The sequence below is a fragment of the Pseudomonas kribbensis genome (assembly GCF_003352185.1).
Classification (GTDB): Bacteria; Pseudomonadota; Gammaproteobacteria; order Pseudomonadales; family Pseudomonadaceae; genus Aquipseudomonas; species Aquipseudomonas kribbensis.
This window is the reverse complement of record NZ_CP029608.1, coordinates 134635-147230: the sequence shown is the minus strand read 5'-3', so window position 1 is coordinate 147230 and position 12596 is coordinate 134635. Positions and strand designations below refer to the sequence as shown.

The 12596-nt window shown below is 61.2% G+C and carries 9 protein-coding genes; 6 read left to right on the top strand and 3 right to left on the bottom strand.

All coding sequences use genetic code 11. The features are described 5' to 3' along the window. Nucleotides 1-60: 60 nt before the first annotated feature. Nucleotides 61-399, top strand: coding sequence for a tryptophan synthase subunit beta (locus tag DLD99_RS00710; RefSeq protein WP_085712603.1), 339 nt, complete (start codon nucleotides 61-63; stop codon nucleotides 397-399). 49 nt (nucleotides 400-448) lie between these two features. Here DLD99_RS00710 and lapD read toward each other — a convergent pair whose 3' ends face one another. Further along, nucleotides 449-2392: a cyclic di-GMP receptor LapD gene (lapD, locus tag DLD99_RS00705; RefSeq protein ID WP_114880932.1), complete on the bottom strand. Its 1944-nt coding sequence runs from the start codon at nucleotides 2390-2392 to the stop codon at nucleotides 449-451. Nucleotides 2393-2406: 14 nt separating this feature from the next. After that, nucleotides 2407-3099: a cysteine protease LapG gene (lapG, locus tag DLD99_RS00700; protein ID WP_114880931.1), complete on the bottom strand. Its 693-nt coding sequence runs from the start codon at nucleotides 3097-3099 to the stop codon at nucleotides 2407-2409. 195 nt (nucleotides 3100-3294) lie between these two features. Here lapG and DLD99_RS00695 point away from each other — a divergent pair, with 195 nt between their 5' ends. The 5 genes from DLD99_RS00695 (at nucleotide 3295) to DLD99_RS00675 (ending at nucleotide 10351) form a co-directional block, all read left to right on the top strand. Next, entirely contained in the window at nucleotides 3295-4005 is a 711-nt protein-coding gene (locus DLD99_RS00695) for a GntR family transcriptional regulator (protein ID WP_114880930.1), read from the top strand. 752 nt (nucleotides 4006-4757) lie between these two features. Further along, a complete protein-coding gene (locus DLD99_RS00690) occupies nucleotides 4758-5531 on the top strand; it encodes a DUF3050 domain-containing protein (protein WP_114880929.1) in 774 nt (257 codons plus the stop codon). Continuing rightward, nucleotides 5528-6457 carry a diiron oxygenase gene (locus tag DLD99_RS00685; protein ID WP_085712598.1) on the top strand — a complete coding sequence of 310 codons (930 nt, stop codon included), beginning with the start codon at nucleotides 5528-5530 and terminating at the stop codon, nucleotides 6455-6457. The genes DLD99_RS00690 and DLD99_RS00685 overlap by 4 nt, the downstream gene beginning before the upstream one ends. Before the next feature lie 13 nt (nucleotides 6458-6470). Beyond that, nucleotides 6471-9860, top strand: coding sequence for a non-ribosomal peptide synthetase (locus DLD99_RS00680; RefSeq protein WP_114880928.1), 3390 nt, complete (start codon nucleotides 6471-6473; stop codon nucleotides 9858-9860). Between the two features lie 23 nt (nucleotides 9861-9883). Further along, a complete protein-coding gene (locus DLD99_RS00675) occupies nucleotides 9884-10351 on the top strand; it encodes an SRPBCC family protein (RefSeq protein WP_114880927.1) in 468 nt (155 codons plus the stop codon). A 58-nt stretch (nucleotides 10352-10409) separates the two neighbouring features. On the opposite strand, the gene DLD99_RS00670 is transcribed toward DLD99_RS00675, so the two are convergent. After that, nucleotides 10410-12290 carry a methyl-accepting chemotaxis protein gene (locus DLD99_RS00670; protein ID WP_085712595.1) on the bottom strand — a complete coding sequence of 627 codons (1881 nt, stop codon included), beginning with the start codon at nucleotides 12288-12290 and terminating at the stop codon, nucleotides 10410-10412. Nucleotides 12291-12596: the final 306 nt, after the last annotated feature.

The window sequence follows — 12596 nt, the reverse complement described above, 5'->3', positions numbered from 1 at the left end:
CCCGTGCAGTTGGCTATGCTGCTGACAGCATGACGCTGGTCCATTTCCGAGGGATGCTCAATGTTTTACGTGCAACGCGATGCACAGGGTCAGTTGGTTCGCGTGGAAGCTGCGGCCTGGGCCGAGGCCACGGAAACGCTGCCCGCCGACCACCATGAAATCCAGGCCTGGTTTGCCAACGCGGCCGTGGAAAACAGCCTCAAGCAGCTCAAGCAGAGCGACCTGGAGATGATTCGGGTACTCGACGACCTGATTCAGGTCCTGACCCAGAAAGGCGTGATCCGCGTCACCGACCTGCCGCCGGCTGCCCAGGCCAAGCTGATGGACCGTACCCAGGCCCGGGAAGCGTTGGGCGGGTTGAGTCAGTTGATTGATGATGAAGAGACCGGGTTGATCTGATCTTTTTGTCTTGTCGGTTCCCACGCTGTGCGTGGGAACCGACAATTCATCACCAGGGTTTTGGCTCACCGAAAAGCTGTCCCTGAACCCCGTACAAGCCCATCTCGCGAATCACCGACAACTCCCCTTCCGTCTCGACCCGCTCGGCAATCAGCGGCAGATCGATGCTGTGCGCCGCCCGCTGGATCGCCTCGATGAACAGGCGCTTGTCGCTCTCCTGGTCGATCGCGCGGATGTAGCTGCCATCGATCTTCAGGTACGCCAGCCCCAGCCGCGCCAGGTTGCCGATCATACTGAAGCGCCCGCCGAAGCGTTGCAGGCTCAGGGAGAAACCGAGTTCGCGCAAACGTCGGGTCAACTGTTCCAGCACCGCTTGTTCCGGCAGTTGCTCCTCGCCGATTTCCAGGGTCAGGCGCGGCCCCAGATTGGAGTGCGAGCGCAGGATCTCGAAGACTTTGTTCAGCGCCTGCGGATCGGCCAGGGTTGCCGAGGACAGGTTCAGCGCCAGGGATTCTTCATGGCCGGCCATTTGCTCCAGCACTCGCTCGAGCATCAGCCGGTCCAGGCGAGCGGTCCAGCCAAAGCGCTCCAGCCACGGCAGGAAACGCCCGGCGGGAATGGTCTGGCCCTGTTCGTCGAGCAGGCGCGACAGCACCTTGTAATGCAGCACCAGTTGCGTGTCCTGCGCTGCAACCACCGGTTGGAAGAACAACTCGAAACGCCGCTGGTTCAGCGCCTGATCGAGCAAGCGATGCCAGGCGTGGTGATCGTCGCCGACGTCCGCCACCAGGCTCTGGTCGAGGCATGCCCAGTTCTGTTCGCCCTGACCTTCGGCCTGAGCCAGGGCCTGATCGCCAAGGCTGAGTACCGCTTGTGGGGAATCGCCGTGGGCGAACGGCGCCAGACCGATGGACGCCACGGCAGGCACGTCGGTGGCGCCCGTCGCATGCAGGCTGCCCAGGGCGCTGTCGAGGTTCTGCGCCAGTTGCAGCGCTTCTTCGCGAGTCAGTCCCGGCGCCAGCACGGCGAATTCACCGCCACGGATACGGGTCACGAGGTTCTGGGTTTCCGGGTATTTGGCGCACTCGCGAGAAAGTTGCTGGCCGACCGCTTTCAACAATTCATCGGTACGCTGACCGCCAAGACGCTGGTTCAGCCCGGCCAGATCCTTGACCCGCAGCAGCAACAGATAACCGGAACTGGCCTGCTCCGGGTTGCTTACCCGGGCGTTCAGTTGCATCTCGAAGTAGCGCCGGTTGGCCAGCCCGGTGAGGTTGTCCTGATAGGACTCGGTGCGCAGTTTTTCGCTACGTTCGGCCTGCTCCTGGAACAGCGCCTTGAGCTTCTCGACCATCTGGTTCATGGCCAGCACCACGCGACGCAGTTCAGGCGTACGCGGCAGGTCCGGCAGGCTGAGGAATTCGCGACGGGCGATGGCGTGGGACTGCTTGACCATGTAATCCAGCGGCCGCAATTGCCGGCGCAGCAACAGCGCGCCCAGCACCGCACTCACCGCACCGCAGACCAGCAACCAGCCCAGGCTGCCGAGCGCGCTCTGCCAGAGTTTGGCCAAGGCGAACATCGGGTGGCTGACCACTTCAACCCGCGCCGCCTGCTCCCAGCCACGGCTGACCAGTGCATCGCCGCCGGCCGGCTCCAGGCCGATCAGTTTGACGAACCAGTCCGGCACGTTGGTGACGGCGGGAATGCCGCTGCGCTCGACGATGGTCTGGTCGGTCTTCAGATCGACCACGCGGATGCTCGCGTAATAGCCGCTGTCGAAGATCGAACTGACCAGCAGCTCGACCATCGCCGGGTCGTCGATGTTCGGGGTCAGCGACAACGCCAGCGCCGTGGCGGCGTCCTGGGCGTGGGAACGCAACTGGTTGACGTACTGGGTGCGCGAGCTCTCCAGACTGACCATGAAGCTGCCGGTGAAGGCGACCACGAGGAACAGACAGATAGCGATCAACAGCTGTTTGAACAAGGACATCTGAGCGCGTGCTCCTAGTTAGTCGTCTCGACCGGGAATCCTTCGGCCTGCATTTTTTTCAACACATCCTGCCAACGTGACAGGCGTTTGGTGTCGCCGACCTTTTTGTTGCCCTTGGCCCCCGGCAGGTACAGACCTTCGGCATTGAAAGAGTAGACCGGCAGCAAATCGGTTCGCTCGGACGCCGGCCTGATCGGGTCGATCAGGCTGTCGAGCACCAGCGGCATGGCGTCGGGACTGGAATAGTAGGTCAACACCATGTGCGCGCGATTCTGGCGCAGGGCCTTGACGTAGGTGATGCGCAACTTGTCACTGGCCACGCCGAGATGGCGCAGGCTGAAATACTTGGCGATCGCGTAGTCTTCGCAGTCGCCGGCGCCCTTCCACAAGGCTTCGATGGGGGTCTCCCAATAATCGACCTGGCCCCACAGGTCGATGTCCTCGACGTAGCGCATCTGTTTGTTGAAAAACAGGTTCACCACTTTGAGCTTTTCCATCTCGCTGACCTGTTTCTGGGTGGCCAGCAGATTCTGCCAGGCATCGATCCGTTGTTGCCCGGCGCCCAGCGGTCCGTACAATGCCGTGGCCTTGCGGCTGATCGCGGAAAAATCCCAATCGGCATGCAGGCCGCCCAGCATGACGCCGGCCAGCAGCAGCGCGCAGGCAAGCCAGCGCGCAATCCGGGGAATCGCGAAACGTACCGCCAATGCAAGGCATCCAGGGCAGGAGAAAAGGCGTTTGATGGTGAAGGTTAGCCGAGCAAAAAACAATGGCACCCTGAGATCATCGCGTGCGCGCTAAACTTCAGATGTGACAGGGTTCTTCTACACGGTTTGACAACCTGTAGAGCAATCACTAGTGTCCTTTGGATCCAAATTCAGCAGTCAACAGGGTGTGCAGTTGTGACCCAGAAGCTCAAGCCACTCCACAGCATCAAAGTCGAAGGGCCGATTCCCGCGCATCTGGCGCGCTCGGTCATCGAGGAAACCCTGCGCTCGGCGATTCTCGACGGACGCCTGCCGTGCGGCACCGCGGTCCGCCAGCAGGATCTGGCGGACCTGTTCGGCGTCAGCCGCATGCCGGTACGCGAAGCGTTGCGTCAACTGGAAGCCCAGGGCCTGTTGAGCGTGGTTGCCCACAAAGGCGCCGTGGTAGCGCCGCTGATCCAGGGCGACGCGACAGAAACCTATGAGCTGCGCATCCTGCTGGAATCCGAAGCCCTGCGCCAATCGATCCCGCTGCTGACCAGCGCCGATCACGAGCGCGCCGCCGGCTACATCGAAGAACTGGAAATCGAGCACGACTACACGGAGATCGGCCGGCTCAACCGCCTGTTCCACATGACGCTTTACAGCAAATCCCCGAACGGCCGCCTGCTGCGGCTGGTCGAGGACGGTTTGAACGAAGAGGAACGCTTCCTGCGCTTCAACCTCGAGGCCATGGGCCTGGGCAAGATCTCCCAGGACGATCACCGCGCTCTGCTGCAAGCCGTGCAGCAACGGGACACCCCGCTCGCAGTGGCATTGCTGGAGCAGCACCTCAACCGCGGTGTCGAGGTCATCACCCGTTACCTCGCCAGCCCCGCCGCACAAAACCGCAAGACAGCCCGCTGATTCCCCCTTCCGGGTGAGCTCCCGCTCACCCGGCGAATAACCCGCTTACAAATCCCCACGCCAGTCACGCTCAATTGCCGTGGCACTTCGGCGCCTTCGCTCTAACCTCCCCCCTGCTTTGGACAGCCCGGAAATTGCACCGCAAGGAAGTCATTTTCGACGATAGCCGCGGCGCCGATTTACGCGCACCCTTGAATCGCCAACCCAAATAGAACGGGGACGCGCCGCCCCGGCAGCAGTCTCCGCAACAGGAACCTACGGAAGGAGCCTTGTCACGGGAAAAGGAAGATTCGCCGCCGTATCAGGCCAACTTCATCCCCTCAGATCATTTCAATTACTTACTTCAAAAGTTGCTTTGAGTGAGGCATTCACTCTTGTTATTCAATTTTGGCCTTTAAATGCCGAAAGGAGCAACTACGCCCAAATAAAACTCAAATTAAAAGTTTTATCGATCCCGCTCATACTTGAAAAACAGCAAACTTAAATTAATTAAAAATATACTTGTTAAGTTGTTTTGCGATGTATTAGTTTTTCTACGCCGGGTTTTGTACCGAACCGAAAAGCCGGCAAGCTCCAACAACATGGCCCGCTGCACGTCGGTCTTTACTGACGTTCCGATGTAGCAGGCCTCTCGATACAACTTCAACTTTCATCGAAACGAATGAGGCTATCGCTCGCCTGGAAACTATATCCAACGTTGTTAGCCATTGATTGAGCAGTCCCTATATCCCTATAAGCCAGAGGCTCGCATCATGCCAACTAAAGAACAACTCGCCCAAAAGAAAGCCGAACTCAGCGTTCACCCGATCTTCTCCGAAATCGATTCGCTGTCGGTGTTGCGGCGCTTCATGGAATCCCATGTATTTGCCGTATGGGATTTCATGTCGCTGACCAAACGGCTGCAACAGGAACTGACCTGCACCCGCCTGCCGTGGCTGCCACCGCGCGATCCCCATGCCGCACGATTGATCAATGAAATCGTGCTCGGCGAAGAGTCGGACGATCGGCTGTCACATGGGCATTACAGTCATTTCGAGTTGTACCTGGATGCGATGCGCGAAGTCGGTGCGAGCACCTCGGCGGTGGAGCGCTTTGTCGCGCTGCAACAGGAGGGCGTGAGCTATGACGTCGCGCTGCAAAGTGTCGAGGTCGACCCGGCCGCCGCGCAGTTCGTCCGCGATACCCTGCACACCGCGCTGCATGCACCGGGGCACAGTGTTGCCGCCGCTTTCCTGCATGGCCGCGAGAGCGTGATCCCGACCATGTTCCAGCGCATGCTCGATGCCTGGGGTATCGGTGTCGAACAGGCGCCAACCTTCCGTTACTACCTGGAGCGACACATCGAAGTCGACTCCGAAGACCACGGCCCCGCCGCCGAGCATCTGCTGGAGCGCCTGGTCGATGGCGATCCGCAACGTGAGGCCGAGGTCTATGCCAGCGCCATCGCTGCCGTGGAAAGCCGCATCGCCCTGTGGGACGGCCTGCGCCAAAGCATGCGCGAGCCGCTGGCGGAGGTGGCCGAATGAACGCCGCCGACTACCAATCCTTCGCCGACGCCTGGGAAAGCCGCGCCACCATCCGCACCCGGCCGCGCCGCGTGCTGGAGGACGATGCGCGGCTGATCTATCCGCTCAGCCGCCAACCCTTGGTGCTCAGTGAAACCTTCCTGCGCGAATGCCCGGATCAGCGTGATTTTGCCCTGGTGCAGACGCTGTACAAGTTCATCAACGACGTGGTGATTTTCGAGACCGAGATCGTCGACAAGACCGCCCGCAGCATCGCCAAGAACCGCTTCGCCGTGGCCTTCCCGTTCGCCTGTCGCTACGACGCCATGACCGTGGTCGTGGACGAGGATTACCACGCGCTGGTGGCAATGGATTTCATGCAGCAGACCGTGGCCATGACCGGCATCGAGCCCATCGAGCTGCCAAATGAAATCGAACTGAGCCGGGCGATCCCGGCCGCCGTCGAACTGGCCCCGGAACACCTGCGCAGCGCCGTGGAGCTGATCTGCGTGGCCATCGCCGAAAACACCGTGACTGGCGATGTCGCGGCGTTCGCCCGGGACGACACGGTCAAGCCGTCGATCAAGGGCCTGATGGCCGACCACTTGCTCGACGAGGGCCGACACTCGAGTTTCTGGGCGCGAATGGTGCGCATCTACTGGCACACCGCGAGTGATGCGGATCGCGAATGCATCGCGCAGATCCTGCCGGTGTTCATCGGCCACTACCTGACCAACGACATCCAGAAGTCCTTCGACTTGCGCCTGATCGATGCCTTGCCGGTCAACGATGCGACCCGCCGCGCACTGAAAGACGAGATGGCCGGGCTGGCGTTCCCGATCAATCGCCACCACCCGCTGGTGGGCAACATCGTGCGGTTTTTCCACAACAGCTCACTGCTCGACACACCGTGCGTACAGCACGCCCTGCGCGACTACCTGGTTTGACACGGAGGCTGACATGAGACGTCTCGACATTTTGCTGAAGGGCCGCAGCCAGGCCTTGACCGACCTGGCGCTGGAGCTCGAACAACACGGTCATTCATTGCTGCCGGAAGCGGCTCCATCGATGGATCTGGTGATCGACGACGGTAGTCTTGCGCCGCAGAACTACGGCACGACACCGCACCTGACCTTGCGTCTGGGCATCGGTGCAACGGGCGTCGGCGGACTGCCGGTGCTCGATCTGCTGTGCCTCTGCAACTCGACACTGTTGAGCCGCGTACCCATCGCCGACGAACCGTCCGGCAACGGTCAGGCCCTGCGCCAGCGAACACTCGCGCTGGTGGTGGACGAAGTGGCACTGCTGGTCAGCCGATTCTCCCGCGATGCCGAATATTTCCAGCACGCGACAACGGCCCGTGCGCCGGACTTCGAGCAGGTGGAAAACCTTGTGTTCCTCGACAGCCTGGCCTATGTGCATCGCTTCAATGCCACGGCCAATCCGGCGTTGCTGCAACAGGCGCAGACTCCAGTAATCGAGCGCCTGCAACAGAGCCTGATCGAGCATGCCGAACGCCCGGCGCTGCACCTCGCCGAGCAATCGATCAGCTATCGCCAACTGCATGATCACAGCCGGGCGATCCAGCAGCGGTTGCTGGCGATGCTGGAGACACAACCGCAACCGTGGGTGGTGGGGATTTGCCTGCCGAAATGCGACGCTCTGTTTGCTTCGATTCTGGCGGTTCTCGGCAGCGGCGCGGTGTATCTGCCGCTGGAGCCAAGCCATCCGCTTCAGCGCCAGCAGTACATCCTCGAAAACGCCGGGGCTGTGTTGCTGCTGCACGATGGCGAACATCCGCTGAGCGGTTCGATGCCGGGGCTGGATGTGTGTCGCATCGACCACACTGAAGCCGATCTGACGCTACCGCTGATGCTTCGCCGGCCCGAGCTCGACTCACCCTGCATGGCGCTCTACACCTCTGGCACCACCGGGCATCCGAAGGGTGTGCTGCTCAGTCAGGCGAACCTCGCGCACTTCACCGCGTGGTACGCCGATTACGTGCAGTTGCACGCCGAGAGCCGGGTGCTGCAGTTCTCGTCGCTGAGTTTTGACTCGTCGCTGATCGACATCTTCCCGACCCTGCTCGAAGGCGCGGAACTGGTGGTGCCCGATGACAACCAGCGCCGCGATCCGCTGCAACTGGTGGCGTTGATCCGCCGCCGACAGTTGACTCACGCGTTCCTGCCGCCAGCACTGCTGAGCATCCTGCCGCTGGAGCAACTGCAAAGCGTCGGGCAAATCATGACCGGCGGCGATGTCTGCGAGCCGTTCGTGATCGAGCAACTGACGCGCCAGGGCAAACTGCACAACCTCTACGGCCCCACCGAAGCCACGGTGCTGATCACCGCGCGGCAACTGCAACCTGGCGACAGCAATCGCACCCTCGGCGGGCCGATTGCCAACAGTCAGGTGCTGATCCTCGATGACGATCTGCAGCCGGTGCCGGAGCAAACCGTCGGTGAACTGTTCATCGTCGGCCCCGGTGTGTGCCTGGGTTACCTGAACAATCCGCAGCAGACCGCCGAGCGCTATCTGGACCTGGCGTTGCCGGACGGTCAGCGTCTGCGCGCCTACCGCAGCGGCGACATGGCCAAGTGGGGCGAGGACGGCATCGAGCTGTGCGGACGCCGCGACAATCAGGTGAAGATCCGCGGCTTCCGGGTCGAGCCGGAAGAGATCGAACGGTGCCTGCGCGAGAGCCAGCTGTATCGGCAGATCGCCGTGGTGATCGACAGTCAGCGGCGGATTCTGGCGTTCCTCGCCCAGCCGCAATCAGACGCCGCCCGCGAGGCTTTAAGAGCTCACGCGCAACAGTTCCTGCCCGACTACATGCAACCGGTAGCGTGGACGGAATTGCCGAACATGCCGTTCGCCGCCAACGGCAAAGTAGATCGCAAGGCGTTGCTGGAGCTGCCGGTCAGCGTGCAGGACAGCGGTCCGAAATGCCTGCCGGCCAACGCCGACGAAGCGCTGCTGCTGGAGATCTGGGGCGAGTTGCTGGAGCTGCCGACCAGCGACATTTCCACCGATGAAAGCTTCTTCAATCTCGGCGGTCACTCGATTCTGTTGTCGCGCATGCTCCTGCGTCTGCGGGAGGAATTCGGCCGCAGCATCTCCATCAACCGCTTCATCGAACTGCCGACCATCGCCAAGCTCGCCACACTGGTGCGCGGCACCGATGACAGCACGGTGCTCAGTGCCCAGGCCATGGCCGACGCCGAGCGACCGCTGGACATTGAGCCGTTGCCAATCAGCCGCATGGGCGATGTGCACAAGGTGATCGTCACCGGCGCCAACAGTTTTGTCGGCGTGCACATCGTCGAGGCGTTGCTGGGATGGGGCGCCAGCGAGGTGGCGTGTCTGGTGCGCGACGGTGGCGGGCAAACGGCGGCGCAGCGCTTTGCCCAATCGTTGCGAGAGAACCGGCTGGAGCATCTGGACCTGAGTCGGGTGCGGGTCTATTCGGCAGACATCACCCGTCCGCAACTCGGCCTGGCTGATGGGGAATTCGAGCGACTGGATCGAGAGTTCGGCGCGCTGGTGCACAACGCGGCGAACGTCAATCACGTCCTCGATTACGAGTCGCTGGCGGCGGACAACGTCGAACCGATTTTCGAACTGCTCAGGCTGTGCGAAGGGCGCAGCAAGAAGGTCTTCAATTTCGTCTCGACACTGTCGGCCTCCAGCACTGTGGATGACGCAGGGCGGGTGCTGGAACTGCCCGCCGCACCGACACCGCCGATCTACATCCGCAACGGCTACAACCTGTCGAAATGGGTCGGCGAACGCATCCTCGAACGGGCGCGGGAACGCGGGGTGCGGGTCAATCTATATCGACCCGGCAACATCAGTTTCAACAGCCTCAGCGGCGTCTGCCAGCCGCACAAGAACCGTTTGATGCTGATGCTCAAGGGCTCGATCCAGCTCGGTCAGGTGCCGGCCTTCGCGCTGAATTTCGACCTGATGCCGGTGGACTTTCTTGCCCGTTTTATCGCCTTCCACGCCAGCCGTTACTCGGCCGAACGGGCGGTGTTTAACCTGCACAACCCGGAGCCCCTGAGCTGGGATGCCTACGTCGCGTCGTTCCGTGAAACCGGCAGCGAGTTTGCACTGGTCAGCGTCGCCGACTGGCAACAGCAACTGGACCGGGTCGATGCCGACAACGCGCTGTTCGGCGTGCTCGGTTTCTACCTCAACGGCTTTGAGGAAGACATCGGCGACATCTCCCTGATCGGCCACGCCAACGCCCAGGCCGGCGTGCAGCAGATGGGCGCGCACTACCCGGAAAAATCCCCGGCGCTGCTACGTCGCGGCTGCGACTACCTGAAAGAAATCAACTTCATCTGACTCATCAACCAAGGAGCAACACCATGAGCAATCTGCAACCCGACACCCTGATCAAAAACCCTCACGGCTGCCACGTTGTGTCTTCGGTGGAAGTACCGGTGGACGCCAGACAAGTGTGGGCGGTGGTCGGAAAATTCGACGGCTTCGACCGTTTCATTCCAGCGCTGTCGCACATCGAAATGACCGGCGAAGGCGTGTCTTCCCTGCGCAAGAAGTTCTTCAAGGATGGCAACGTGGTGGTCGAGCAACTCAATTCCCGGGACGACCAGGCGCTGAACATGACCTGGACCACCATCTACAACACCCTGGGCGTGGCCAATTTGTGGGCGGCGATGAATGTGGAGTCGCTGGGCGCGGGCAAGTCGCGGGCGACCTGGACGATCATTGCCGAGCCGGCCAGCGGCGGGCCCGAGGCGCTGCCGGGGTTCAAGGATTTCGTGCAGGGGTTTGCCGATGATGCGATGGGCAATGTGCTGAAGTTGTTTGTGTAAGGCATGAAAAAGCCCGCTGCGGATCACTCCGCAGCGGGCTGTTTTTGACCGCAAGCGATCAGATCTTGAAGCTGTCGACCAGTTGTTTCAAACGGTTGGCCTGCTGCGACAACGCATCGCAATCCTTCAACGTTTCATTGAGGTTGGCCACGCTCTGCTGGTTCAGCAGGTTGATCTGGTTGACGTCGACGTTGAGGGTTTCCACCACGGCGGTCTGCTCTTCGGTCGCCGCTGCCACCGACTGGTTCATGCCGTCGATTTCGCCGATGCGCTGGGTCACGCTGACCAGACGCAGACCGGCCTGGTTCGCCACTTCAACGCTCTCTTCGCTGGACGCCTGACTGGCGTTCATGGTGGTCACCGCTTCACGGGAACCGACCTGCAGCGAGGTGATCATCTTGTGGATTTCTTCCGCCGACTCCTGGGTACGGTGAGCGAGGTTACGCACCTCGTCCGCCACCACCGCAAAACCGCGTCCGGCTTCACCGGCACGGGCCGCTTCGATGGCCGCGTTGAGCGCCAGCAGGTTGGTCTGTTGGGAGATGCCTTTGATCACATCGAGAATGTGGCCGATGTTGTCGGTGCTCGCATTCAGGGTTTCGATCTGGGTGCACGACAGGCTGATCTTCTGCGACAGCTCGGTCATCGCCTGAATTGTCTGCTCGACCACCTGACGACCGTCATCGGCCTGCTCGCTCGCGCCGCTGGCATGTTGCGAAGCATCGGCGGCGTTGCGGGCGATTTCCTGGGTGGCGGCACCCAGTTGATTGATCGCGGCGGCCACGCTGTTGGTGCGTGCGCTTTGCTCGTCGGAGCCGATGATCGAGGCGTTGGACGATGCCATCACCCGTTGCGACAGGTCGTGTACATGACGGGTCGCGGAAGACACTTCTGAAATGGAGGCGTGAATCCGCTCCACGAACTGGTTGAACGAACTGCCCAGCTCGCCGAACTCGTCCTTGCTTTCCACTACCAGACGACGGGTCAGGTCACCTTCACCCTGGGCGATGTCCTGCATCGCGCGGCCCATGGTGATCAGCGGACGCATCAGCACGGTGATCAACAGGCTCAGGAAGACTGCAATCGCACCCACTGCGACGAACATCGCGATCAGTGCCGAAGTACGGAACTGGCTGAGCGCAGCGTAGGCCTTGTCGCGGTCGATCGACAGACCGATGTACCACTCGGCATTCGGCAGACCGGTGACCGGGGTGAACGACAGGATGCGCTCCTGGCCGTTGAGCACCACGTTCTGATTGCCCTTCTGGATGCGCACATCGGCGTTCGGGTAGATGTCCTTGAGGTTCTTCATCACCTGGTCTTTGTCCGGGCTGACGATCACCTGACCGTCACCGCTGACCAGGAACGCGTGGCCCAGGCCACCGAAGTCCACCGAGTTGATGATCTTCACCAGGGTTTCCAGGCTCAGGTCACCGCCCACCACACCGAGCAGCTCGCCGTTCTTTTTCACCGGCATGGCGATGGTCACCACCAGACCGCCGACGGCGGCCATGTACGGCGGAGTCAGCATGGTCTGGTCAGCGGCCACGGCCTGCTTGTACCAAGGACGCTGACGCGGGTCGTAGCCATCCGGCATCTTCGCATCAGGGCGCTGGGTGAACACACCGTTGGCCTGGCCGACGTAGGTGAACTGGAAGTTCGAGGTGAAGGCCGGTTGATCGACCAGCCCCGGGAAGTCGGCGTTCTTGCCCTGATGAGCGACGTTCTGCGCGAGGTTTTCCAGCACCAGAATCCGCCCGCTCATCCAGTTCTGCACACTGCTTGCGGTCAGGTCGCCGGCCTGCTGGACGGAGGACTGCAGGTTCTGGCGAATGGTGTTTCGCTGCAGATAGTCGTTGTACAAAGTGAACAGCGCGAACGCCAGGACCACGACGCCCGAGGCGGCCAACAGGATTTTATGGCTGAACTTGAGATTCATTTCATGGGACTTCTTATGCCAAAAGTGGGGATGCGTTCCGGATGCAACATTCCATGTACAGCGCAGGCAGCGTTCTGATGGCTGCTCTACTTTGGTGCACGCATGTCTCACCAGTCTGTCGGCACGATTCGGAGAAAACTTAGCGTTTTGTAGGAAATGGACGGCATTTCTGCCAGCTTCCCGCCGAACGGCGTGCCAGAGCGTTCGCCAGTCATTTTTTGATGACTGTTTTGCAGCGTCGGTTGCAAATTCTGTAACCCTTGCCGACAATGCGACTAATTATCATTTGTGACGTTCGGGCTGTCG

Bases quoted from the DNA above. Each gene is read 5' to 3' on its own strand.
- lapD (WP_114880932.1), bottom strand. From the start codon at position 2,392: ATGTCCTTGTTCAAACAGCTGTTGATCGCTATCTGTCTGTTCCTCGTG.
- DLD99_RS00670 (WP_085712595.1), bottom strand. From the start codon at position 12,290: ATGAATCTCAAGTTCAGCCATAAAATCCTGTTGGCCGCCTCGGGCGTC.
- DLD99_RS00685 (WP_085712598.1), top strand. From the start codon at position 5,528: ATGAACGCCGCCGACTACCAATCCTTCGCCGACGCCTGGGAAAGCCGC.
- DLD99_RS00675 (WP_114880927.1), top strand. From the start codon at position 9,884: ATGAGCAATCTGCAACCCGACACCCTGATCAAAAACCCTCACGGCTGC.
- DLD99_RS00680 (WP_114880928.1), top strand. From the start codon at position 6,471: ATGAGACGTCTCGACATTTTGCTGAAGGGCCGCAGCCAGGCCTTGACC.
- DLD99_RS00690 (WP_114880929.1), top strand. From the start codon at position 4,758: ATGCCAACTAAAGAACAACTCGCCCAAAAGAAAGCCGAACTCAGCGTT.
- DLD99_RS00710 (WP_085712603.1), top strand. From the start codon at position 61: ATGTTTTACGTGCAACGCGATGCACAGGGTCAGTTGGTTCGCGTGGAA.